We start from the raw sequence: 24,082 nt of genomic DNA, 5'->3' as shown, positions 1-24,082 counted from the left end.
GAGTGTAAAATCGTGTCCAAGCGTCGTGTAGTTGTCACTGGCATGGGTATGTTGTCACCGGTAGGCAACACTGTAGAATCTTCTTGGAAAGCCCTGCTAGCTGGTCAAAGTGGTATCGTTAATATCGATCATTTTGATGCAACCAATTTCTCAACTCGTTTTGCAGGTCTAGTTAAAGACTTTAACTGCGAAGAGTATATGACTAAAAAAGATGCTCGTAAGATGGACTTGTTCATCCAGTACGGCGTCGCAGCAGGTATTCAAGCTTTAGATGATTCAGCCCTAACTATTACTGAAGAAAACGCTCCACGTGTGGGTGTTGCTATCGGTTCTGGTATTGGTGGTCTTGGTTTGATCGAAGCCGGTCACCAAGCTCTAACTGAAAAAGGCCCTCGTAAGATCAGCCCGTTCTTCGTACCGTCGACGATCGTGAATATGATTGCTGGTCACATGTCTATCATGCGTGGCCTACGCGGTCCAAATATCGCGATTTCTACTGCATGTACGACTGGCCTACATAACATTGGTCACGCGGCTCGTATGATTGCATACGGCGATGCAGACGCAATGCTAGCGGGTGGTGCTGAAAAAGCATCAACTCCACTAGGTATGGGCGGTTTTGGTGCGGCTAAAGCACTTTCTACTCGTAACGATGAGCCTCAAAAAGCTTCTCGTCCATGGGACAAAGGCCGTGATGGCTTCGTTCTTGGCGACGGTGCAGGCATGATGGTTCTTGAAGAGTACGAATATGCGAAAGCTCGTGGCGCTAAGATTTACTGTGAGCTAGTTGGCTTCGGTATGTCGGGTGACGCTTACCACATGACATCTCCAAGTGAAGATGGCTCAGGTGGCGCACTAGCAATGGAAGCGGCTATGCGTGATGCTGGCATTACTGGTGAACAAATCGGTTATGTAAACGCACACGGTACTTCGACTCCTGCTGGTGACGTAGCGGAAGTTAAGGGCATCAAGCGTGCTCTTGGCGAAGCAGGCAGCAAGCAAGTATTGGTTTCTTCTACGAAATCAATGACAGGCCACCTTCTAGGTGCTGCTGGTTCTGCTGAAGCTATCATCACGGCTATGTCTCTGGTTGACCAAATTGTTCCACCAACAATCAACCTAGATGATCCTGAAGAAGGCTTAGATATTGACTTAGTACCTCACACTGCGCGTGAAGTTAGCAACATGGAATATGCTGCATGTAACTCATTCGGTTTCGGTGGTACAAACGGCTGTTTGATCTTCAAAAAGATTTAATCATCTTATTAAAGACGTAAACACTCGTAGATAGTCACAATTAGACTTGTTTTTAAACGGCTTGATGCTTTAGCATTGAGCCGTTTCTTTTTATGGGGAAAAACATGTTTTGGGTTGATGGAGAAAGCCAGCAAACTATCGATATTTTGGATCGCTCGTTTCAGTACGGAGACGGCTGTTTTACGACAATGCTCGTGAGTGATGGTGAGATACAACATCTTCACGATCATCAGCACCGTGTCGACGAGTGCCTTAAAGCGCTACGCATTTCTGCTCTTGATTGGGATGTTGTTAGTCTTTGGCTCGATACTGCGCTTCAACACATCCAACATAACGCTCTTCATGGCACAAAGAGCCTTGATGGTTCAAAGAAGCTCCATAACGCCAACAAGCCTCATAATCAAAAAGCAGGGATCAAGCTGCACGTTAGTCGTGGAGCGGGTGGGCGTGGCTACAGTACCAAGAATATCGCCAAGCCGACAATCACCATCAGTACCTTTGATTACCCAAGCCATTATTCAGCGTGGCAAGACTCCGGTGTTGAACTCGGTATCTGCCATCAAGCGCTAGGTTTGAGCCCACTACTGGCTGGCCATAAGCACAATAATCGCCTTGAGCAGATTTTGATGAAAGATGAAATGGATCAAGCTAATGAAGTGGATGGCGTGGTTCTTGATATATCGGGCAATGTGATTGAAACCACCATGGCCAATCTGTTCTGGCGCAAAGGTCAGTCGATATACACACCTCAACTCACTCAAAGTGGTGTCGCGGGGGTTATGCGTAAGCAAGTGTTAACCGCGCTGAATCAGGCTGAACTTTCCGTTACAATTAGTGACTACTGCTTATCTCAACTCATGCAAGCTGATGAGGTTTTCATGACAAACTCCATTTTAGGGGTTGCCCCAGTTACCCGTATTAGTGATACCCAATTTAACATTGGAACCATTACTCGTAGCCTTCAAGGACAACTAAACTCGTGATCAAAAAGTTATTTATTTTTATTATCTTGTGCTTAATTGCAGCCGGTGCTGCTGGTTTTTATGTTTACAACCAAGCGCAAGATAACCTGAAACAAGTTATTCAATTAGAAAAACCACAAGTCGTGACTGTTGCTTCAGGTAGCAGCTTTAACCGCGTTCTAGCCCAGTTGATTAACGAGGGGCTGTTTGAGGCTTCTCCTTACGAGAAATTAATCCGTAAGTTACATCCTGAGCTTGTAGACGTAAAAGCGGGTACTTTCCTGCTTGAACCGGGTTTAACCTTAGAGCAAGCGCTACAGGTGCTTGTAGAAGGGAAAGAACACCAGTTTACTATTACCTTTGTTGAAGGCAGTCGTTTTGACGAATGGCTTGTTCAGCTAAAAGACAACGAATTCATTCAACAGACATTGGATGGCGTTTCTGAAAAAGAGATCGCTGAAAAGTTGGGTATTGAAAACGAAAAGCTAGAAGGTCTCTTCTTAGCAGAAACGTATCACTACACCTACGGCACCACTGATTTAGATTTGTTGAAGCGCGCGCATCGAGACCTAATGAGCGTGGTGAATGAAGAGTGGGAAAATCGAGCGGATAAGCTGCCTCTTAAATCGCCATACGAAGCGTTAATTCTTGCATCTATCATTGAGAAAGAGACCGCTGTTGCGTCAGAACGTGAGCGTGTTTCTTCTGTGTTTGTTAACCGTCTAAACAAGCGTATGCGTTTGCAAACTGACCCAACGGTTATCTATGGCATGGGTGACAGCTACGATGGCAACATCCGTAAGAAAGACTTACGCACGCCAACGCCTTACAACACCTATACAATGAGTGGCTTGCCACCGACACCTATCGCTATGGCAGGCAAAGCGTCTATCAACGCGGCGTTGAATCCAGAGAAGAGCAACTACTTGTATTTCGTTGCGAGTGGAACAGGTGGGCACGTATTTTCAAAGAGTTTGACTGAGCATAACCGTGCAGTGCGAGCTTACTTAAAGCAATTAAGAAAAAACAGATAAAGAAATAATTATGAATCAGTCGAAATTTATCGTGGTTGAAGGCCTTGAAGGCGCTGGCAAAAGCACAGCAATCAATGCCATCGTTGAGACATTAAAAGCATCGGGTGTTGAAGATATTGTTAATACTCGCGAGCCGGGTGGTACTGTCTTAGCTGAAAAGATGCGTTCATTGGTTAAAGAAGAGCACGAAGGCGAGAAGCTTCAAGACATGACTGAATTGCTGTTGATGTATGCAGCACGTGTTCAATTAGTCGAGAACGTCATCAAGCCGGCACTCGCCAATGGTCAATGGGTATTGGGTGATCGTCATGATATGTCTTCACAGGCATACCAAGGTGGTGGTCGCCAGATCGCGCGCACGACTATGGAATCACTGAAAGCAACCACGCTAGGCGGCTTTAAACCCGATCTAACGCTATATTTGGACCTAGACCCTAGAGTAGGGCTAGAGCGTGCTAGAGGCCGTGGTGAGCTTGATAGAATTGAAAAGATGGACATCTCATTTTTTGACCGAACGCGTGAGCGCTATCTAGAAATTGCAGAACAAGATGATTCTGTACTTGTGATTAACGCGCAGCAAGAAATTGAGCAAGTAGCCGCTGATATTAAAGTCGCGCTAACTGCTTGGCTCGACAAACAGTAGGTAGTCATGGCTGAAGTGTATTCTTGGCTCACACCGGTATGGAGTGAGTGGAAAAAAAGTCTCGATGCGGAGCGTTTTCCTAACTCTGTGATTGTTAATGCACCGGAAGGGCTCGGCGTTGATGCTTTGATTAGCCAACTTACCGACGCATTGATGTGCACGAACTATGAAAGCGAGTCGTGCGGGTTTTGCCACAGCTGTGAGTTAATGAAGTCGGGCAGTCATCCTGATTTTCATGTGATCTCACCCGAGAAAGAAGGTAAGTCGATCACGGTTGATCAAGTGCGTGCCAGTAACCGCTGGGCTCAAGAGTCTTCTCAGTTAGGTGGTTTGCGCGTTATTTTGCTTAACCCTGCTGAAGCAATGAACGAATCGGCTTCCAACGCACTATTGAAAACTCTGGAAGAGCCATCAAGCAAGTGCATCTTCATTCTGTCTACTCGTAACAGTAATCGCTTAATGCCGACTATTATTAGCCGTTGTCAGCAATTCAATGTGGTTAGTCCGCAGTTAGAGACAGCATCAGCGTGGTTAGATGGTGAAGTGGGCAAAGCGGTACCGCAGTATATTTTAGCACTCAATGACAACGCGCCTTTAAAAGCAAAAGCGATGTTTGAGCAAGGTGGCGTTGAAGCTTCAACAAAAGCGCTCGATGGCTTTGTGAATGTGATAAAAGGCACTCAACCTGACATGCTAAAGTTCTCTACAGAGCTTAGCAAAGACCCTTTGATTCAACTTGGCTGGCTTTGGCATCTATTGTCAGATGTACAGAAGCTGCATTTTGGTTTGGCGAATCAGGCTTTCACTCCGAGTGCGAAAGCACTGTGTGAGGCGATGTCTTATCAAAGTGCTTATGCAGCATCGAATAAACTGCTGACATTGATTGAGCAGTTAAAGCAACACCCTGGGCTCAATACGGAGCTACTCATAATGAATTGGCTGATAGCCACTTGCGAGGAAACATGTTCGTAGATTCCCACTGTCATTTAGACAAACTGGATTACCAAGATTTACACACCAGCGTAGAAGATGTGGTTAACAAGGCGAAGGCTGCTAATGTAGACCAATTGCTTTCTGTCGGTGTGACACTCGATTCGTTTGAAAATATGCTCGAGATGATCTCGCCGTTTGATAACGTTAAAGCCTCTTGTGGCGTTCACCCTCTCGATGTTGAAAGTGATTTCAGCCTAGAGACAATGCGTGAATACGCGAGCAACCCTAAGGTTGTGGCGATTGGAGAGACAGGTTTAGATTATCACTACCAACCAGAGACGGCGGAGCTGCAACAGCTACGATTTAAGCAGCATGTTGAGTTAGCCGTTGAGCTGAATAAACCTTTGATCATTCACACTCGTAACGCACGTGAAGACACATTAGCTATTTTACGTGATGGCGGAGCTGAGAAGTGTGGCGGTGTGATTCACTGCTTTACCGAAGATCAAGCATTCGCTGAAGCAGCAATGGAACTAGGTTTCTATATCTCAATTTCAGGCATTGTGACCTTTAAGCAGGCTACAGAACTTAAAGAAGTTGTTAAGAACCTACCGCTAGACAGGTTGCTGATCGAGACGGATTCGCCATACTTGGCTCCGATTCCATATCGAGGTAAACAGAATCAGCCTGCATATGTAGTCGAAGTGGCGGCTTATATCGCGCAGCTGAAAGGGCTGTCAATGAAAGAGGTTGCTGAACAAACAACCAAAAATTACCGAAAACTTTTTTTGCGATAAAAAACTAACTAAACAAATAAAAGGGAGCAAAAGCTCCCTTTTTGTGTTTTTGATCACCAAAAATACGTTTTTTTTTAATGTTTACGAATTATGTTGAACTTGAGAGCGCTAATTATAACATTTGTAATTTTGTTACTAAAAATAACATTCGCTCCTATTTTATTTACCCAGTAAAATAATAGGGCTCTTGAAAAATACTTATATATTTCAATGCATTAAACACTTGTAAAGCATTGCATTTCTAGATTTGACATGTGATCCAAGACGTGTTTTGAAACTAAATTTCGTAAGTGACTAGAAAGTTAGTTCCCCATCAATATATATTTAGCGGCAGAAAATATAATGCAATACATGGTTACATTTTCGCAGGGTGCTAACATATAGGCTACGGGGGTGTGCCGTTAGAACCCAATATAATTATTTTATCTTTATCAGGAGCATAAACATGTTTAAGAACCTTTTTGCTAGCCTGCAGAAAGTTGGTAAGTCTCTGATGCTTCCAGTATCAGTTTTACCAGTTGCGGGTATTTTGCTAGGTGTCGGTGCAGCAGATCTTCCTTTCATTCCAGAAATCGTTTCAAACTTAATGGAACAAGCTGGTGGTTCAGTATTCGGTCAAATGGCACTACTGTTCGCAGTAGGTGTTGCACTTGGCTTTACTAACAACGATGGTGTAGCGGGTCTAGCTGCTATCGTTGGTTACGGCATCATGACTGCTACACTTGGCGTAATGGCTGGTGTAATGGGCGTTGATAAAATCGATACTGGTGTACTAGGTGGTATCCTAGTCGGTGGTGTTGCTGCTTGGGCATTCAACCGTTTCTTCCGTATTCAACTACCAGAGTACCTTGGCTTCTTCGCTGGTAAGCGTGCTGTGCCAATCATCACAGGTTTCTCTGCGATTGGTCTAGCAATCCTACTATCTGTAGTATGGCCACCAGTTGGCGGCGCTATCTCTGCGTTCTCTGATTGGGCTGCTCACCAAAACCCACAAGTGGCGTTTGGTATCTACGGTATCGTTGAGCGTTCTCTAATTCCATTTGGTCTTCACCACGTTTGGAACGTACCTTTCTTCTTTGAAGCTGGTACTTGTGTAAACGCTGCTGGCGAAACTCAAAACGGTGTTCTTACTTGTTACTTAGTTGCTGATGACGCATCTCGTGCAGCGGGCAATGGCTTCGGTCAGCTAGCTGGTGGTTACATGTTCAAGATGTTCGGTCTACCTGCTGCTGCAATCGCGATTGCACACTCAGCTAAGCCTGAAAACCGCGCTAAAGTAATGGGCATCATGGCTTCTGCTGCGTTGACTTCATTCCTAACGGGTATCACTGAACCAATCGAATTCTCTTTCCTATTCGTTGCTCCAGTACTGTACGCAATCCACGCTCTACTAGCTGGTTCTGCATACGTTCTTGCGAACACTCTAGGTTTTGTACACGGTACATCTTTCTCACACGGTCTAATCGACTTCCTAGTTCTATCTGGCCACGCGTCTAAGATGGGCCTAATGGTTGTATGTGGTATTGCTTACGCTGCAATTTACTACATCGTATTCCGCACTGTGATTAAAGCTCTAGACCTTAAAACTCCAGGCCGTGAAGACGAGACTGAAGAAGAGTCAGTTGCGACTGGTTCTGAACTTGCTGGTGAGCTAGTTGCTGCATTCGGTGGCAAAGCGAACATCACTGGTCTTGACGCTTGTATTACTCGTCTACGTGTTGCAGTAGCTGATACAGCTCTTGTTGACCAAGACAAGCTGAAGAAACTAGGCGCTGCAGGTGTTGTAGTAGTAGCGGGTGGCGTACAAGCTATCTTCGGTACTAAGTCTGACAACCTTAAGACAGACATGGATGAGTGGATCCGTAACAACGGTTAATTCTCTGATTCAATAAATTGAAAGGAGGCCGAAAGGCCTCCTTTTTTGTTTTCTGCTCTATGAAAGATCTATTGTGCTTAATCTCCATTAACTCAGGTACTTATCATTCAACTCGATCATTTGATGGTCGTTCCCAAATTTTTCGTGTCTTTTATCTTTTACCCAGCGATGACACCTTTTGCTGAGATTCCAGTAGACTTCCGTTTTTTAAGTACAGTCTGAGAATATTATGAAACATCGTTACTTGTTCGGCCTTATGTGCTGCAGCGGAGCCTCGTTTGCTCAAGCTTCTGAAGCTCCAGCTTTGGAAGTTGGACTCGCCATTGACCAAGACCTGAGTGTCGTTGTGGAATTTGATCAGAAATACCGTGCTACGATTGGCAATGACGGCGCTGCCTTTGATTACATTTTGAAGCGTGGTCAGTTCGAGACTGAAGCTCCGTTGAGCTGGTACGTCGGTGCTGGTGCTTGGGCTGAATGGAATGACGACTTTGGCTTACGCTTGCCGTTAGGCGTGAAAGTGAATTTCTACGAAGGTTGGAATGCTTACGCTCAAGTTCACCCTGAACTCGATATGTATAAAGGTGTTGAGTTGCAAGTGGGCGGCGCTTTAGGTGTTACCTATAAGTTCTAACCTGAACTAAAACCGTTTTAATAATGAAAAAACCAGCATTTAGCTGGTTTTTTAGTTTGGGCCGATCTTATATTTTTGCTTCATTGAGCCGCTTAGAAAGTAAAACTCAGTCCGACATTGGCTTGGAATTGGTTCATCCAGTCGGTATCAAAGCGAATGATGCACTCTTGCCCGTTATTTGGGATATTACAAACACCGGAGGTATCGTTGTCGACAACCGTGCCTAACCAACGTACTTGTGTGTTCAACGCTAGTCGGTCACTAAATTTGTACTCTAAGCCACCAAAGATAGAAGTTGAGAATCCATACTTATCTTTTGCCCAGTCTACATCGACGTAAGAAGCACCCAGGCCTAGCCCTAGATAACCCGACAACACAGGCGAAGCAGGGTAGTAGATGCTGCTTTGAAGGTGCAGGTATTGGATGGAGGAGCTTAGGTTAAGCGTTTCTAATTCCGAGCTCTGATTGGAGTAGAAGAAGCCGATGCGTCCTTTTTCAAGTGGCGTTTCAATGGCAAAGGTGTAATTTTCAGAGCCTTTCATGTCATAGGTTTTACCGTCCTGGTCTTCGACACTGCCACCGCCGGTATAACCTACCATAGGTGTAATGATGATCTCCGGCGAAGCATACGCGCTTGAAACGGAGAGAAGCGTAATCAGTGCCATCATATTTGCTTTGTTATTCATGAGTATATCCTTATCCATACACTTACTAATTGTGATGGTTACATCAATATTGTGCGACTAATTTCGACGATTCTTGAAGATACTTCACACACCTGATAGTACTTAAATAGAGACTCGACAAATTAATAATAAGCCAGAGGTGTCTATGGACCATAATCTGAAAAATGCCCTACAAATTACCGTGTTTATCTACATGATCATTCTTTCATTTGGCTTTATTGCGATTGGTAGTTAATACCATCTATTGCGAGGCTGAGTTTTGATACTCAGGGAATAATGAATAGTGGGATTATAACCAATATTGATACAGCAATAGACTTGGATTATTACGCTAAGTTTATTGCTGGAAAAACAGCACTGGTCGCTCAAGGTGGCGGACAGAGAAGTATTTTTACTTCTGGAGTGCTGGATGCCTTTCTTCTCTCAAATTTTGACCCCTTCGACGAATTTTTTGGTACCTCAGCAGGTGCTCTCAACTTATGTGCTTATCTGTGCCGTGATAAAGGCCTTGGACGTTCTTTTGTTCTCGACCTCACAACCTCACCAGAGTTCTTCAATCTCTTTTCCTATATACGACACAGAAAGAACCTAGGATTAGAATGGGCGCTAGAACAAATCATGGCTTACCCATATAAGCTCGATCTGGATTTAGGGCGACAAACGCTAGGCGATCGCCACTTCTATGCGGCTGTAACGGATTCCAAAGACTTACGAGACCACTACTTCCCATTATTGGGCGAAGATTGGTACAAGGTGATGATTGCGACCTGTGCTATTCCTCGCTTGTACAATGACGAAGTCTTTATTGGTGACAGTGCTTATGTGGACGGTGGTGTATCGGCGTGTATCCCAGTTCAGGAAGCGTGGCGAAGACAAGCTCGTTCTATTGTGGTGATTCGTACTGAGCCAGTGGTGGAGGAAGGTAATACCCATTTGGTTGAAGCACCAGTTAAGGGATCTTCAGTCAAAGCGCCTAAACCTATATCTGCAGAAGAACTGGAGTGGTTCCGCGAATCTTTCGACAGTGTTCAAGGCCATTGGCAACAGAAAGTGGAACAGTGGAAAACCGACTGGACCTCTTTCTTCCAACAACAAATTATGCGCTCAAAAGAGCAGAAGCGTGACCGTGGGCATTTAGACCTGCTGAACGGTGGTCGCTGGCTATTTGGTGCAGATGATATTTATCGCTTAAGTCATTTAATCGGAGATAAGTTTGATTCAGGGTTGGCTGACATGCTGATGGTGCATTATCAGACCTACTCATTGACTCAGGATTTTTTGAATTCGCCACCAGACGACGCGTTTGTGGTTCAGATAGCACCTAGTCAAACGCTTAAATCGAGCTCATTAATGAGTCATAAAGATGATTTACTGCATGATTACGAATTGGGTTTAGAAGCCGGTTACCGATTTGTGGAGAGCTATACCTCAACGGAAAACGCTCGCAACTCGCATATGCCACAGTTAGCCACCATTGCTGCGGGTAACTAATTCCCGAAGTTGATGAGCTAGCATGCTGTGAGCTCGTTATGCTGTTTAAGCAGATTTTAGTGAGTCGTGTTCTGAAATGAAAAAGGGTTATTGAACTTGGTTCGATAACCCTTTTAAGTTTTTGAGATTAGGCGAATCGTTTCGCCTTAAGGTCAAATATTAGGTGACAGGCAAGATTCTCATACAGTTGGTTGACCCTGCTACATCCATAATGTCGCCTTGAGTGACGATCACTAGGTCACCAAACTTAAGGTGTCCTTTCTCTTTCAAGCAAGTGAGTGTAGATAGTGCAATGTCAAAGCTGTCTTCGGCTTCTGTCTCGAAGTAGATTGGTGTCACACCTCGGTATAAGGTACAGCGATTAAGCGTTCCTTCGTTACGAGACAGCGCGTAGATCGGCATGTCGGCACTCAGGCGAGACATCATCAGTGCGGTGCGGCCTGACTCGGTGAGAGTGACAACGCCTTTAATGCCTTCCATATGGTTTGCAGAGTAGATGGTCGCCATCGAAACGGTTTCTTCGGCAGTAACAAAGGTGCGGTCAATACGGTAATTGGATTGGTTATTAATGCCTGCCATTTTTTCCGCACCAATACAGACTTCAGCCATCGATTTTACGGTCTCGACTGGGTAGTCACCAGCTGCAGTTTCACCAGACAGCATCACAGCATCGGTGCCATCGAGTACGGCGTTGGCAACATCCATAACTTCGGCACGGGTTGGCATTGGCGCAGAAATCATTGATTCCATCATCTGAGTTGCGGTGATGACAGTTCGGTTAAGCGCTCTGGCACGGCGTATAAGCTGTTTTTGTACTCCGACTAACTCAGGGTCGCCAATTTCCACTCCGAGGTCACCACGAGCCACCATGACCACATCTGAGGCCATTATGATGTCATCCATGTTCTCAACTGTAGCTACTGTCTCTGCTCGCTCCACTTTTGCGACGAGGTGAGCTTCTAAGCCGGCTTCTCGTGCAAGCTGACGAGCATAGTGCATGTCTTCACCATTACGAGGGAAAGACACCGCTAGGTAATCCACTTTGATTTGTGCGGCGGTGACGATGTCGCGCTTGTCTTTTTCTGTTAGCGCTTCTGCGGAAAGGCCACCCCCTTTTTTGTTGATGCCTTTGTTATTTGAGAGTGGGCCGCCAATGATGACTTCGGTATGAACGCGACAGCCTTCCACTTTGGTTACTTTGAGTTGAACACGACCATCGTCAAGCAACAGTATATCGCCGGCGGATACGTCGTTAGGCAGTTCTTTGTAATCAAGGCCAACGGCTTCTTGATTGCCTTCACCTAAACCTAGGCTGCTATCGAGAGTGAACAGGTCGCCTACGGCAAGTTGGATTTTGCCATCTTTGAATGTCGACACACGAATCTTGGGACCTTGTAAGTCTCCGAGAATGGCGATTTGAGTACCGTGTCTTTTTGCTATTGCTCTGACTTTTTCTGCGCGTTGTATATGGTCGTCGCTGGTGCCGTGAGAGAAGTTCATACGGACTATATTGGCACCGGCTTTGATGATCTCTTCAAGCACGTTACCTTTATCAGTAGAAGGGCCTAGCGTTGTGACGATTTTCGTTTTTCTTAATTCGGCTGTCATGAATACTCCTAGAGTGAGGCCAAGTAATCTTTTAAAAGACTGAATTAAGTATATGCATTAATTGATAATTTATTGGGAGCTAGGAGGATATTTCTTGATTTGCCTTTAATTATTGAATTCAGGGCTCAAACGCAATGTTTTACTCTGAAAATTAAGTCGCAAATTATCGATGTGGGTGTTAATTTTCCTCGAACTATTTGACTCGATACACAAAGATTCATGTATATACGTGATACTGGTCACGGCGATATACCAAGTGACTTCACAATTACTTCGCAAAGTAAAAAAATTACCTCGTTGATGATTTCTGGAGCGTAAAATGTACATGGCTCAACCGGGCCATATTGATCATATCAAACAGGTCAATGCTGGTCGTGTATATAAACTAATTGACCTTAAAGGTCCTATTTCTCGTATCGATCTGTCCAAGCAAAGTGAGTTGGCTCCGGCGAGTATTACTAAAATTACCCGTGAACTCATTGAAGCTCACCTTATTCACGAAACGACGGTTCAAGAAGCCACGACTCGTGGGCGTCCTGCTGTCGGTCTGCAAACCAATAACGAAGGTTGGCAATTTTTGTCGATGCGTCTTGGTCGCGGATACTTGACGATCGCGCTCCATGAATTGGGCGGCGACGTGCTTATCGATACCAAGATTGATATCCATGAACGTGATCAAGACGATGTGCTTGCGCGTCTTCTCCATGAAATCGATGAGTTCTTCCAAACCTATGCCGAGCAACTCGACAGGGTGACGAGTATCGCTATCACACTGCCAGGTCTGGTGAATTCAGAGCAAGGTATTGTGTTGCAGATGCCGCACTATAACGTTGAAAACTTAGCGTTGGGGCCGGAGATCTACAAAGAAACCGGTTTGCCAGTCTTTATTGCCAATGATACCCGAGCGTGGGCATTAGCAGAAAAGCTGTTTGGTAACTCACAAGACAACGACAACTCTGTTCTTATCTCGATTCACCACGGTTTAGGTGCCGGGATCATTCTTGATGGTCGCGTTCTGCAAGGACGTCACGGTAACATCGGTGAGTTGGGGCATATCCAGATCGATAAAGAAGGCAAGCTTTGCCACTGTGGTAATCGAGGCTGTTTAGAAACGGTGGCGAGTTCTCAGGCAATCCGTGACCAAGTCAAAGAGCGATTGGTAAATGGTGAAGAATCAACGCTAACGGTGTTTGAAGACGTCACTATTGAACAGATCTGTGCTGCCGCTGCTAATGGGGATCCGCTGGCTGTCGAAGTGATTGAACAGTTAGGCCGTTATCTAGGTTCTGCGATTGCGATTGTGATTAACCTGTTCAACCCAGAGAAAATCTTGGTGGGTGGTGTTATCAATCAGGCGAAGAGCGTGTTATACCCGGCGATTCAAAAGTGTATCGAAGAGCAGAGTCTATCGGTTTACCATAAAGACTTAGAGCTGGTGGAATCTCGTTTTTATAAGCAGGCAACCATGCCAGGTGCTGCGCTCATCAAGCAGGCCTTATACGATGGCCAACTGTTAATGAAAGTTATTGAAGGTTAACCCCTTTTTCTCGTCTTGTAGCCTTACCTTGAACCTTAACATGTACTTAAGCTTTGTATAACATCATTTGTTGTACTTAGTTTAAGCATTCTGTGCATTGGCGCTTTGCTTTAACCTATTGAAGTAGGCTATTGTAGCCACAGTTATTATTTGTCACTAAGGTGTTGTATGTCTGGCGTTTTAAATTCGGTTGATCAGAGAACCAAACTGGTCGGTGAAAACCGTCTGGAACTCTTGTTATTCAGCTTAAATAGTCGTCAACTATTTGCGATTAACGTATTTAAAGTGAAAGAAGTCCTCAAAGTGCCAGTACTCACTCGCTTACCGGGCTCTCATCATCATATTACGGGTGTTGCGTCTTTACGTGGTGAATCGGTGCCTGTTATCGATTTACGCAGTGCCATTGGCTTTCCGCCATCTCGTGCGGAGTCTCAAGAGAGCAACCTGATTATTACGGAATACAACCGAACCGTACAAGGTTTCTTGGTTGGGCAAGTTCGTAATATCGTGAACACGACATGGACAGAAATCCAGCCGCCGCCAAAGACAACAGGCCGTGCAAACTACCTAACCGCTATTACGCATATTCAAGAAGAAGAGCAGCACAAGATCGTCGAGATCATCGATGTTGAGAAAGTGTTGGCTGAGATCATTGATTACGATGTCTCGATCTCTGAAGGCGTTTTAGATGAACAATTAGCTCAGGAGATGATAGGACGCAATGTGCTTATCGTTGATGACTCTTCAACAGCGCGTAACCAGATCAAAGGCACCTTGTCGCAGTTGGGTTTGAACATTATTGAGTGTTGTGATGGCTTAGAAGCACTGACCTTACTTAAGGGCTGGTGTGATGAAGGCAAAGACATCAATCAAGAAATATTGTTGATGATCACCGATGCTGAAATGCCTGAAATGGACGGCTACAAGCTGACACACGAAGTACGTACTGACCCAAGAATGCATGACCTATTCATCACGCTAAATACTTCATTAAGTGGAAGTTTTAATGAAGCTATGGTTGAGAAAGTAGGGTGTAACCGCTTTATTTCTAAGTTCCAGCCAGACCTCTTGGTTGAAGTGACTCAAGAGCGAATGCGTCAGATTTTATAATTAATGCTGCTGTACGGTTTGTTTTGAGTGACCTTATAGAAAACGCTTGCTAATATTCACGCAGCATATTTTTCTTAACGAAATATGCTCAACTACTAGCGTAATTTTTCACACACAATCTAAGGTAGTTCCTCTTAATGATATGGTTAACGTCTAAAGTCGTCATGACTTTGAGCTTATTACTGTATAGGGAATTTAAGAAAAGACGTACGGAAGCTGAAGTTGAGTCATAACTCAACAACTGGAATTGAAGGGAAGCGGATGCTTCCCTTTTTCGTTTTTCTTTCTCTCTTTTCTTTAGCCAATGATCGATTGAGAACAGTTGGTACTTCGCTAATGAAAATCCCGAGATTTGGTTTTCAAGCCAACAATTTCATCGGTAATATCGATAAGTTTTCCCGCGATAACATGCACGACTTCACCTTCTTTTTCTAATATCCCTTGTACTTTTAACGCCTTGGCTGTGAGATAAGCTTGCTGTTGAGCGCGTGCGGTTGCTCCCCATACCACGACATTAATATTGCCAGTGCTATCTTCCAGCGTAACAAAGGTGACACCTGCCACGGTGCCGGGAGATTGTTTACCTGTGACTAATCCGACAACGGTGACCATAGATTTGTGTCTTTGCTGTATTAAATCTTTCATGTGTGTGAATCGACCTAATCGTCCTGCTTCTTCGAGCAAAGTGATGGGGTGCTTGTTCAATGAAATTCCGACACTGGTGAAGTCTTCGAGTAGATCTTGCATCTCGTTGGGCTTGTGCAGTACATGTTCGTCATGCCCTGCCTCAGCATCGTCATAGGCTTGGCTAAACAGAGGTAAATCCGACGCCGAGTCCATGATCGCCCAGCGAGTCTGGAAGCGGTCACCAGAAACGTTATGTAGCGCATTGGCTGATGCCAGTAGCTCGATATCTTTCTTATTCATCGATAACTGTTTGACCTGACTAGGGTGGCGATAACCGGATTGTGGGCGATTGGCGAGCACGCTTTGAATTCCATGCTCGCTGAATCCTTTGATTTGTCGCAGCCCTAAGCGAATCGCTAGACCATTCTGATGAGAGACAACCGTGTGGTCGTTTTGAGAAGCGTTCACACATATCGGAAGTATCACCACATTGTGTCGTTGTGCGTCTTGTACCAATTGTGAGGGGCTATAAAAGCCCATGGGTTGGCTATTCAACAGAGAAGCGTAGAAACATTCAGGGTAGTAGCACTTCAACCAAGCGGAGCAATACGCTAACACCGCAAACGAAGCCGAGTGGCTTTCAGGAAAACCGTACTCGCCAAAGCCGCATATCTGTTTAAAGATCTGCTCAGCAAACTCTGTCTCATAGTCGCGCTTTTGCATTCCCTCGATAAGTTTGTTTTTAAACTTAAAGACGTTGCCATTTTTCTTCCAAGCGGCCATTGCCCGTCTGAGTTGATCTGCTTCTCCGCCTGTGAACCCTGCAGCCACCATAGCGAGTTTAATCACTTGCTCTTGGAAGATAGGTACACCTAAGGTGCGTGACAGTACCGACTCCACATCTTTAGATGGATAACTGATTGGCTCAATGCCATCTCGACGCTTGAGAAATGGATGCACCATATCGCCCTGAATAGGACCTGGACGTACGATAGCGATTTGAATCACCAAGTCGTAATAAGTTTTCGGTTTAAGCCTTGGCAGCATGCTCATTTGCGCGCGAGACTCAATTTGGAATATCCCGACCGTGTCTGCTCGCTGAATCATGCCGTAAACCTGAGGATCGTCCTTAAGGCGAGTGAGCTCAGCAATGGTCAGTGATCGCCCGTGAATACGTTTGATCAGGTCGAAACATTTACGAATCGCAGAGAGCATACCCAACGCGAGCACATCAACTTTCAGCAGCCCCAAGGTTTCTAGATCGTCCTTATCCCATTGGATAATGGTTCGATCGTGCATTGCGGCATTCTCGACGGGAACCAGTTCATACAAAGGCCCTGAAGATATGACAAAGCCACCAACGTGTTGAGATAGGTGACGTGGAAAGCCGATGATCTCATTCACCAAGTGGATAAACTGTTGCCCCTTCAAAGAATCAGGTTGTAGACCCAATTGAGTGAGCTGAGCCTGCCAACCTAGGCTTTTGTCCCTGCGATTGGTGTTCTTGATGAAGTAGTCGAGCTGAGTTTCTTGTAGCCCTAATGCTTTCCCCACATCTCTCACCGCACTTTTGAAGCGATAAGAGATGACAGTTGCAGCAAGTGCAGCCCGTTCTCTACCGTATTTTTTATAGATGTATTGGATGACTTCTTCACGACGTTCGTGTTCAAAATCGACATCAATATCAGGCGGCTCATCGCGCTCTTTACTGATGAAACGCTCAAACAGCACCGAGATCTGTCTTGGGTCGACAGAGGTGATTTCTAAGCAGTAACAGACCACGGAATTGGCCGCTGAACCTCGACCTTGGTAAAGAATGCCTTGGCTTTTGGCAAACATCACGATGTCATGAATGGTGAGAAAAAAGAAAGGGTAGTCAAGCTCGTCAATTAATCCCAATTCTTTATCTATGATTTGTTGGATGTCGTTAGGTACACCTTGTGGGAAGCGAGTCTGTTTTCCTTTTTCGACCAACATGCGCAGATAACTCATGGGTGTCTCCCCTTGAGGAATCAGCTCACTGGGATATTCGTATCGCAAGCTATTTAAATCAAATTCACACAGCTCAGCGATACGGTTGCTCTCTTCTAGCCATTCCGCTTTGAAGATATGAGAGAGCTTATTGATACTCCGTAAACAGCGCTCGGCATTAGCGAGTAAGTGACTGCCCACTTCGGTAATGGGCTTTTGGTACTTTATCGCAGTGAGTGAGTGCTGCAAGGGTAAGCGATTCGCATTGTGCATCAACACACCACCACAAGCTGTAATCGGCAGTTGGTGATGTTGTGACAGCTCAACGCAGTAATCTGTGTACTGCTGGTCGGTTTGCTTTAGGTGTCTTTGTAAGCCAATCCACAACCGACCTGAATGATGCTGGGAGAGCCATTGCCCCCAGTGTGCGTCTTCATTTTTCTGTTGAGGAAGCCAAAGAATAAAGCAGTGCTTAGCCGACATGATATCCCACTCAGAGAGCTGATAATGTCCCTTGCTGCTACGACGTCTCGCGTTGGTAATAATACGGCACAGCTCGGCGTAGGCTTGTCTGTTTGGGCATATCAAGACCACTTGGCACTCTTCATTTAGCCAAAACATGCTCCCGACAATTTGCTTGAGCGACAGTTTATGTTGCTTGATCGCAGAGTGAACCTTAACGATGCCCGCGACTGAGCACTCATCAGTAACCGCGAGTGCTTTGTAACGCAAGAAATCGGCCTGTAAAACAAGCTCCTCTGCGTGTGAGGCTCCCTCAAGGAAGGAGTAATTACTTTGACAGAAGAGCTCTGAATATTGCTGAGACATAACGTAATCTCACTTAATCATTGCGAGTGAACATGATTGAAAAGGGATGTTGAAATTGAGTAAATGGTGCGGGCTGGCGATTCAACTCTTTGTTGGTTAGCTAAATAAGCCGTGCAAAAACCACTGCTTATCTGGCGTTCTAAAGACCCATAACCACCGACCGTTTTCACTGTGAGCAATGAAGTAGTCACGAATAATTTTTTCGCCATCCCACCACCCAGAAACGATACGCTCAGGGCCTTGAGATAAGGTGACGCTTTCGGTTAAGGCTTCGGGCTCTGGCAGTAAAATACTGGGCCTGAGCCGCTGTTGAACGACGCTGAGAGCTATGGTTTGTTGCTCGCTCTCTGGGGGTGTTTGCCTTTTTGTCACAGACTTACTCAGTGTTGGGAGCGAATACTGATTGGCCTTTTCTGGCCTTGGGTCGTGCTGTATTTTTGGTGTTTGAATACAGGCTTGTCCAAGCTTTGCTTGCAGTAGTGAGAGCAAATCTAACGCGGCAAGTGTTCCGGTATTACCATCAAAAAGATCATGGTAGGCCATTTGGGGTTCTCCATGACGAACCAAGCTGAGGGTCAGTCCTTGAACCGGTGCGGTGAGCTTGAGTGACTCTAAGGTGAGATGAGTAAGGTTCGCCCATTTTTCAGCAAGGTAATCACCTTGTGCCGAATAAAAAGAGACAGGGTGATCGTCTTTATCTCTTAGGTGTAAAGTCAGAGTTAACTCGAAAGCCACTCGATCGCGTAGCTTCAAAAAACATTCGAGTTGATTCAGTAATTTCAGCAACGGCTTTTCGATAAATAGGATGTTTTCAATATCAAACAATAGCTCCAAATATTGCTGGAAATTCTCTGGTGGATGATAGAAATCAATCGGGTGCTTGAACTGGCCGTTAAGGCGACCGACATAATTCACCAAGTCGATATCAAAGCGGCGTGCGACCTCTTGCAAAGGCAGCTTTAATAAGTCTTCAACGGTATTGATACCGACACGGTTCAGGCGTTCCACTTGCTTGGTCGGTAGCTCACTGGAAATTAATGCTTGTTGATTGACCCAAGTTTTCATCTGCTCAATATTGTTTGTTGCTTGGTTGATCGCTTGCTTACCCAAAAGGATCGCAGAAAGCGGCGAATAACCCGTAGCGAAGCTGAACTGGATATTGAGCGTTTCTAAGTGGCTTTTGAGCTCATGCCAGTAGTTATCTAGCCCGTCGTAAAGTGACAGCATGTTAGAGGCTTTAATCAACAAACCATTAGGTGGCAATAACGCCATGTCGGAAGTGACCAGATACGCCCATTGAGCGATCTCTTTAAGCTTACTTTTCTCCAGTTCAATACTGTAAGGGTGGACGTGTAAGTTGTGGCACAAAGCTGCTGCAGACCCTAAGCCCATACCAAGCGAAATTCCCGATTGCAGCGCAGCTGGGTTTGCTTGCAGTACATGGTGATCTTTTTCATCCACGATGATAATAGGTTGTTCGCGTGAGTCTTCGCTCGAACCCAATTCATTAGAGTTAAACAAGGTATCCAACTGCAGAGATGGAAAGTGCAGATAAAGCCACAACATACGTTAGCCTTGCTTCGCAATAGGAAAAGCCAGCACAGTGTTACCAGACAAAGCGCGGTCTGAATTGTCTTCATAAACGACTTTCTCTGTGAGTAACGGCCAGTAGTGTGTCATGTCTAGAATAAAGCTGCCATACGACCAGCTGCCTTTTCTCTTAGTCACTTCAACCTTTAATCCCTGCGCGTGAGAAGAGAGTTTCATGCTTAAGGAAACGGGCAGGGATAATTGATTATGGCTGGTGGCTTTAAAGTGAAACTGCAGGCACTTACCGGTTTCACTGGCTGCTTGTAGGCGCTTTGTTTGGTGTATTTCTAGATCGGCTCCCCATAGCAATACAGAGTGACAAGCGCCGCTTTTGAGGCACTGCTCAGCTGCCCACAACGCATCGAGATCGCGTTGAGGCTGGATAACGAGAATGTTTTCTAATTCAATGCCTTGGCTGTTAAAAAACTCAGCACAGATCTTCCCTGGCGGGTTAATGAATATGGCCAGTTTTTGCGAGTTTTGTTGAGATAAATAGGGCGTCAGTAGGCGAAGCTCGCCGATCCCTTGTTGTGATTCAACTTCAATAACGCCGTGCGTCGGGAAGCCGCCATCAAGCTGTTTATCCAGTTGAGGATAGCCTGTTGAAGTGGTGCTTCCTTGCGTTGTTGATTGTAACCCTTTCCAGATTAGCTGGCGGTCTTGTAAGTTTTTTATTAGTTCATGCATAATTAAATACCTGTATATTTATACAGTATATTTAACAATGAAAAAGATGCAAAGAGAAATGATGAAAATTAGCGGCAGTAATAGTTGATTGATTTAGATACAAAAAAAGCCGCTATGGAAGCGACTTTTTACTATTGGTCAATGATATCAGTTACTTAGGTTGAGCATCGATACATTGGCCATTAATGTCTGTCACACTTGGGTTCATTAAGTGTAGGTACAGTGGGATGATGTCGAGTGGCGTTTTCAGCTTGTTCGCATCTTCACCTGGGTACGCTTTTGCACGCATACGTGTTTGAGTACCGCCTGGGTTGATCGCATTAACACGGATGTTTGTGTCTTCAAGCTCATCCGCTAAGATCTGCATCATCCCTTCGGTAGCAAACTTAGAAATCGCGTAAGTGCCCCAGAATGCACGGCCAGAGTGACCAACGGTAGAAGAGGTGAATACGATACGACCTGCTTCTGCTTTTTTAAGTGCAGGTAGCAGAGCTTGAGTCATCAAGAACTCAGACTTCACATTGATCTGCATAACATCATCAAAGGTTTCTTCATCAATCTGCTCAAACGGGCTCAGAGTGCCAAGAACGCCAGCATTATGAAGTAGGCCGTCTAAACGACCGAACTGTGATTGAATGGTTTCAGCCATATCAACGTAGTTCTGCTTTGTCGCACCTTTTAAATCCAATGGGATAATTGCAGGCTGCGGGTAACCAGCGCTTTCGATTTCATCGTAAATGAATTCTAGGTTTTTAACATTGCGGCCTAACAGAATGACAGTTGCGCCATGTTGAGCGAAGCTTAGTGCAGCTTGGCGACCAATGCCAGCACCGGCACCTGTAACCAAAATTACTTTATCTTTGAGGGCATCTGTAGAGATTGGGTAATCCACTGTGCTTATCCTTCTTTCTTTTATTATGTTCGTCATTCCATTGATGTTTAATCACACAGATAACCGCAGGAATGATGAGAAATTCTTGGTAATCGTGACAAGATGGTTACAATACACTAATTCATACAATAGGGGATATGACATTGGAATTTTTGTTGGACTACGGCTTGTTTTTAGCCAAGATTGCGACCGTTGTAATCGCCATCATTGCAATTTTAGTCATTGCTAAATCTGTGGGTGGAAAATCAAGCGCGATTAAAGGTGAGCTGGAAATCACGAACCTATCTGAACACCATAAACAGACGATTGAACAATTAGAGCACCATCTACACGATGATGCTTTCATCAAAGCCCGTGATAAAGCAGAAAAGAAAGCGGAAAAAGAGAAAGTAAAATCACGCGGTAAAGAAGTGAAGAAAGCAGCGAAAGAGGGTGAGCTTGATAGCAAGCGTGAACCACATCTATTCGTTCTTGATTTTAACGGCAGCATTGATGCGAAAGAAGTGGCTTCATTACGTGAAGAGGTAACGGCGGTTCTGGCTGTGGCTCGTGAAGGTGATGAAGTATTGCTGAAACTTGAATCTGGCGGTGGCATGGTTCATGGCTATGGTCTGGCGTCTTCTCAACTTGATCGTATCAAAGCGGCTGGCCTGCCTTTGATTATCTCGGTAGACAAAGTAGCAGCAAGCGGTGGTTACATGATGGCATGTATCGCAGACAAAATCGTATCAGCACCTTTTGCTATCGTTGGTTCTATTGGCGTGATTGCTCAACTACCAAACTTCAATAAACTGCTTAAAAAGCACGACATTGAGTTTGAACAGCTAACTGCGGGTGAGTACAAGCGCACACTGACTATGTTTGGTGAGAACAGCGATAAAGCACGTGAGAAGTTCAAAGAAGAGCTAGAAGAGACACACGGCTTATTCAAAGACTTCATTCGTGACCATCGTCCAGCGCTAGACCTTGATAAGGTTGCAACGGGTGAGCACTGGTTTGGTACACAAGCACATGAACTTGGGCTGGTGGATGAGATCCGTACTTCTGATGACTTAGTTGTTGAAGCATGCAAAGACAAGACGGTTCTAGCGATTCACTATGTACAGAAGAAAAAGCTGTCAGACAAGCTAGCTGGCGTGGCAGGTAAATCTGCAGACAGCGTGCTGATGAAGCTGATTGAACGCGGTCAAAAGCCGATTGTTTAAGCTTATTTAGTTCGAGCCTTAAAAAGAAAGCGCATAAGTCATCAGACTTATGCGCTTTTTTATTGCTCCACTTCCGAGCGGGTGACCACTATGTTGTAGGGGGAGCGGAGTTTTATACCCATAATCTACTTACTATGATGGGTATTAAATCTTGGCTCCATAGTCATTGCGTTTCGGACAAGTCGTCAGGATTTCTCGATGACCCGTGTCTTTGAGCTCTTCCAAAATCACATCAAAGCCCCACAAGCGATAGAGATGCTTCATCACTTCGTCGTAGCCTTTATCAAGCGGGATGCGGTCGTGAGGCACATATTGCAGTGTCATTGAGCGGTCACCACGAACATCGACATTAAACACCTGAATGTTTGGTTCAAGGTTACTTAGGTTGTATTGCGCCGCAAGCTTCTCACGAATCAGGCGATAGCCCGGATCATTATGAATAGCACTCACCTCAATGGTATTTTTACGGTCGTCGTCGAGTACAGAGAACAGCTTAAAGTCTCGAATGATTTTTGGAGAAAGGTATTGGCTGATGAAACTTTCATCTTTGAAGTTGTGCATCGCAAAGTGCACCGCTTCTAACCAATCACTTCCGGCTAACTCAGGGAACCACTCTCTATCTTCATCGGTTGGCTCTTCACAGATGCGTCGGATGTCTCTAAACATCGCAAAGCCAAGCGCATAAGGGTTTATACCGCTGAAATAAGGACTGTTGTAGGCAGGTTGTGCGACGACACTGGTATGGCTGTGTAGGAATTCTAAGATGAACTTATCACTCACCAAGCCTTCGTCGTAAAGGTGGTTAAGAATGGTGTAATGCCAGAAGGTTGCCCAGCCTTCGTTCATCACTTGAGTTTGTTTTTGAGGGTAGAAGTATTGGCTCACTTTGCGAACGATGCGAACACACTCTCGTTGCCAAGGTTCAAGCAGTGGTGCGTTCTTCTCGATAAAGTAGAGAATGTTTTCTTGAGGCTCGCTAGGAAAGCGGATCTTGGTCTCTTCTTCCTTACTTTTATTTTGAGGAACGGTTCGCCATAGCTCATTCACTTGAGATTGCAGATAAGCTTCGCGTTCTTCTTGTCTTGCTGTCTCTTCTGCAATGGAAATCTTCTCAGGGCGTTTGTATCGGTCTACGCCGTAATTCATCAGTGCGTGACAAGAATCAAGGAGCTGCTCGACTTCAGCAACACCATATTTCTCTTCACAACCACTGATGTACTTCTTAGCAAACAACAAGTAATCGATGATGGAACTGGCATCGGTCCATGTTTGGAACAGGTAGTTGCCTTTAAAGAAAGAGTTGTGGCCATAACAAGCGTGAGCCATTACCAGCGCCTGCATTGTGACCGTGTTCTCTTCCATCAGGTAAGCGATACACGGATCGGAGTTGATTACGATTTCGTATGCCAAGCCCATTTGGCCATGCTTGTAGTTTTGCTCGGTTTGAATGAATTTCTTACCAAAAGACCAGTGGTTGTAATTTATCGGCATACCAATGCTCGAGTAGGCATCCATCATCTGTTCTGAAGTAATCACTTCAATCTGGTTTGGGTAAGTGTCTAAACGGTAATGCTGCGCCACACGCTTAATTTCTACGTGGTATTTCTCCAAGAGGTTGAATGTCCAATCTGGACCATCAGGCAGCATCTTGTCGTTTTTCTTCTTTGCAGCTTTGTCTTTCTCTGCAACGTTTGATTTCGCTGTCATGGCAAAC

At 45.1% G+C, this 24,082-nt stretch carries 20 protein-coding genes; 13 read left to right on the top strand and 7 right to left on the bottom strand.

The window, feature by feature from the left end:
• Window positions 1–12: 12 nt before the first annotated feature.
• The 8 genes from fabF to AB4185_RS02350 all read left to right on the top strand — a co-directional run bounded on the left by fabF (window position 13) and on the right by AB4185_RS02350 (window position 8,136).
• Complete coding sequence (gene fabF / locus AB4185_RS02385; RefSeq protein WP_372058189.1) at window positions 13–1,257, top strand: beta-ketoacyl-ACP synthase II; 1,245 nt, start codon at window positions 13–15, stop codon at window positions 1,255–1,257.
• A 104-nt stretch (window positions 1,258–1,361) separates the two neighbouring features.
• Window positions 1,362–2,240 carry an aminodeoxychorismate lyase gene (gene pabC, locus AB4185_RS02380; protein WP_017062150.1) on the top strand — a complete coding sequence of 293 codons (879 nt, stop codon included), beginning with the start codon at window positions 1,362–1,364 and terminating at the stop codon, window positions 2,238–2,240.
• Complete coding sequence (gene mltG / locus AB4185_RS02375; protein WP_017062149.1) at window positions 2,237–3,253, top strand: endolytic transglycosylase MltG; 1,017 nt, start codon at window positions 2,237–2,239, stop codon at window positions 3,251–3,253. The genes pabC and mltG overlap by 4 nt, the downstream gene beginning before the upstream one ends.
• Before the next feature lie 10 nt (window positions 3,254–3,263).
• Window positions 3,264–3,896 (top strand): dTMP kinase, encoded by a 633-nt coding sequence (gene tmk, locus AB4185_RS02370; protein WP_017062148.1) that lies wholly within the window; start codon window positions 3,264–3,266, stop codon window positions 3,894–3,896.
• A gap of 6 nt (window positions 3,897–3,902) precedes the next feature.
• Complete coding sequence (locus tag AB4185_RS02365; RefSeq protein WP_017062147.1) at window positions 3,903–4,868, top strand: DNA polymerase III subunit delta'; 966 nt, start codon at window positions 3,903–3,905, stop codon at window positions 4,866–4,868.
• The gene (locus tag AB4185_RS02360; RefSeq protein WP_372134784.1) at window positions 4,859–5,626 is read left to right on the top strand and encodes a TatD family hydrolase; all 768 of its coding nucleotides are present in this window, start codon (window positions 4,859–4,861) and stop codon (window positions 5,624–5,626) included. Before AB4185_RS02365 ends, AB4185_RS02360 begins: the two co-directional genes overlap by 10 nt.
• Window positions 5,627–6,071: 445 nt before the next feature.
• A complete protein-coding gene (gene ptsG / locus AB4185_RS02355) occupies window positions 6,072–7,502 on the top strand; it encodes a PTS glucose transporter subunit IIBC (protein ID WP_102332502.1) in 1,431 nt (476 codons plus the stop codon).
• A 229-nt stretch (window positions 7,503–7,731) separates the two neighbouring features.
• Window positions 7,732–8,136: a hypothetical protein gene (locus AB4185_RS02350; RefSeq protein WP_372102488.1), complete on the top strand. Its 405-nt coding sequence runs from the start codon at window positions 7,732–7,734 to the stop codon at window positions 8,134–8,136.
• 92 nt (window positions 8,137–8,228) lie between these two features.
• On the opposite strand, the gene AB4185_RS02345 is transcribed toward AB4185_RS02350, so the two are convergent.
• Entirely contained in the window at window positions 8,229–8,822 is a 594-nt protein-coding gene (locus AB4185_RS02345) for an outer membrane beta-barrel protein (RefSeq protein WP_017067207.1), read from the bottom strand.
• A 145-nt stretch (window positions 8,823–8,967) separates the two neighbouring features.
• Here AB4185_RS02345 and AB4185_RS02340 point away from each other — a divergent pair, with 145 nt between their 5' ends.
• Together AB4185_RS02340 and AB4185_RS02335 are read left to right on the top strand one after the other, a co-directional pair.
• A complete protein-coding gene (locus AB4185_RS02340) occupies window positions 8,968–9,057 on the top strand; it encodes a YnhF family membrane protein (protein ID WP_100214626.1) in 90 nt (29 codons plus the stop codon).
• A 41-nt stretch (window positions 9,058–9,098) separates the two neighbouring features.
• Window positions 9,099–10,313 (top strand): patatin family protein, encoded by a 1,215-nt coding sequence (locus tag AB4185_RS02335; RefSeq protein WP_372134782.1) that lies wholly within the window; start codon window positions 9,099–9,101, stop codon window positions 10,311–10,313.
• Window positions 10,314–10,472: 159 nt separating this feature from the next.
• Here the strand turns inward: AB4185_RS02335 and pyk are convergent, their stop codons facing one another.
• A complete protein-coding gene (pyk, locus tag AB4185_RS02330; protein WP_017062141.1) occupies window positions 10,473–11,921 on the bottom strand; it encodes a pyruvate kinase in 1,449 nt (482 codons plus the stop codon).
• 319 nt (window positions 11,922–12,240) lie between these two features.
• Here pyk and AB4185_RS02325 point away from each other — a divergent pair, with 319 nt between their 5' ends.
• Window positions 12,241–13,458, top strand: coding sequence for an ROK family protein (locus AB4185_RS02325; protein WP_136973549.1), 1,218 nt, complete (start codon window positions 12,241–12,243; stop codon window positions 13,456–13,458).
• 168 nt (window positions 13,459–13,626) lie between these two features.
• Entirely contained in the window at window positions 13,627–14,568 is a 942-nt protein-coding gene (locus AB4185_RS02320; RefSeq protein ID WP_017062139.1) for a chemotaxis protein CheV, read from the top strand.
• 333 nt (window positions 14,569–14,901) lie between these two features.
• Here the strand turns inward: AB4185_RS02320 and AB4185_RS02315 are convergent, their stop codons facing one another.
• The 4 genes from AB4185_RS02315 to AB4185_RS02300 all read right to left on the bottom strand — a co-directional run bounded on the left by AB4185_RS02315 (window position 14,902) and on the right by AB4185_RS02300 (window position 21,163).
• Entirely contained in the window at window positions 14,902–17,994 is a 3,093-nt protein-coding gene (locus tag AB4185_RS02315; RefSeq protein WP_372134780.1) for an error-prone DNA polymerase, read from the bottom strand.
• Window positions 17,995–18,090: 96 nt separating this feature from the next.
• Window positions 18,091–19,560: a DNA polymerase Y family protein gene (locus tag AB4185_RS02310; protein WP_372116411.1), complete on the bottom strand. Its 1,470-nt coding sequence runs from the start codon at window positions 19,558–19,560 to the stop codon at window positions 18,091–18,093.
• Window positions 19,561–19,563: 3 nt separating this feature from the next.
• Window positions 19,564–20,271, bottom strand: coding sequence for a translesion DNA synthesis-associated protein ImuA (imuA, locus tag AB4185_RS02305; RefSeq protein WP_017063488.1), 708 nt, complete (start codon window positions 20,269–20,271; stop codon window positions 19,564–19,566).
• 151 nt (window positions 20,272–20,422) lie between these two features.
• Window positions 20,423–21,163, bottom strand: a complete 741-nt coding sequence (locus tag AB4185_RS02300) for a YciK family oxidoreductase (protein ID WP_017062135.1) — start codon at window positions 21,161–21,163, stop codon at window positions 20,423–20,425.
• Between the two features lie 137 nt (window positions 21,164–21,300).
• Between AB4185_RS02300 and sohB the strand changes: the two genes are divergently transcribed.
• Window positions 21,301–22,368, top strand: coding sequence for a protease SohB (gene sohB, locus AB4185_RS02295; protein WP_065583981.1), 1,068 nt, complete (start codon window positions 21,301–21,303; stop codon window positions 22,366–22,368).
• A 144-nt stretch (window positions 22,369–22,512) separates the two neighbouring features.
• Here the strand turns inward: sohB and AB4185_RS02290 are convergent, their stop codons facing one another.
• A complete protein-coding gene (locus tag AB4185_RS02290) occupies window positions 22,513–24,075 on the bottom strand; it encodes a SpoVR family protein (protein ID WP_372134777.1) in 1,563 nt (520 codons plus the stop codon).
• Window positions 24,076–24,082: the final 7 nt, after the last annotated feature.

It is taken from the genome of Vibrio sp. 10N.286.48.F5 (assembly GCF_041469785.1).
GTDB classification, from domain to species: domain Bacteria; phylum Pseudomonadota; class Gammaproteobacteria; order Enterobacterales; family Vibrionaceae; genus Vibrio; species Vibrio crassostreae_C.
This window is presented reverse-complemented; position numbering and strand designations above follow the sequence as displayed.

Excerpts from the sequence above, each read along its gene's own strand:
- pabC (WP_017062150.1), top strand. The coding sequence starts at position 1,362 with ATGTTTTGGGTTGATGGAGAAAGCCAGCAAACTATCGATATTTTGGAT.
- tmk (WP_017062148.1), top strand. The coding sequence starts at position 3,264 with ATGAATCAGTCGAAATTTATCGTGGTTGAAGGCCTTGAAGGCGCTGGC.
- AB4185_RS02365 (WP_017062147.1), top strand. The coding sequence starts at position 3,903 with ATGGCTGAAGTGTATTCTTGGCTCACACCGGTATGGAGTGAGTGGAAA.
- AB4185_RS02360 (WP_372134784.1), top strand. The coding sequence starts at position 4,859 with ATGTTCGTAGATTCCCACTGTCATTTAGACAAACTGGATTACCAAGAT.
- ptsG (WP_102332502.1), top strand. The coding sequence starts at position 6,072 with ATGTTTAAGAACCTTTTTGCTAGCCTGCAGAAAGTTGGTAAGTCTCTG.
- AB4185_RS02350 (WP_372102488.1), top strand. The coding sequence starts at position 7,732 with ATGAAACATCGTTACTTGTTCGGCCTTATGTGCTGCAGCGGAGCCTCG.
- AB4185_RS02345 (WP_017067207.1), bottom strand. The coding sequence starts at position 8,822 with ATGAATAACAAAGCAAATATGATGGCACTGATTACGCTTCTCTCCGTT.
- AB4185_RS02340 (WP_100214626.1), top strand. The coding sequence starts at position 8,968 with ATGGACCATAATCTGAAAAATGCCCTACAAATTACCGTGTTTATCTAC.
- AB4185_RS02335 (WP_372134782.1), top strand. The coding sequence starts at position 9,099 with ATGAATAGTGGGATTATAACCAATATTGATACAGCAATAGACTTGGAT.
- pyk (WP_017062141.1), bottom strand. The coding sequence starts at position 11,921 with ATGACAGCCGAATTAAGAAAAACGAAAATCGTCACAACGCTAGGCCCT.
- AB4185_RS02325 (WP_136973549.1), top strand. The coding sequence starts at position 12,241 with ATGTACATGGCTCAACCGGGCCATATTGATCATATCAAACAGGTCAAT.
- AB4185_RS02320 (WP_017062139.1), top strand. The coding sequence starts at position 13,627 with ATGTCTGGCGTTTTAAATTCGGTTGATCAGAGAACCAAACTGGTCGGT.
- AB4185_RS02315 (WP_372134780.1), bottom strand. The coding sequence starts at position 17,994 with ATGTCTCAGCAATATTCAGAGCTCTTCTGTCAAAGTAATTACTCCTTC.
- AB4185_RS02310 (WP_372116411.1), bottom strand. The coding sequence starts at position 19,560 with ATGTTGTGGCTTTATCTGCACTTTCCATCTCTGCAGTTGGATACCTTG.
- imuA (WP_017063488.1), bottom strand. The coding sequence starts at position 20,271 with ATGCATGAACTAATAAAAAACTTACAAGACCGCCAGCTAATCTGGAAA.
- sohB (WP_065583981.1), top strand. The coding sequence starts at position 21,301 with ATGACATTGGAATTTTTGTTGGACTACGGCTTGTTTTTAGCCAAGATT.
- AB4185_RS02290 (WP_372134777.1), bottom strand. The coding sequence starts at position 24,075 with ATGACAGCGAAATCAAACGTTGCAGAGAAAGACAAAGCTGCAAAGAAG.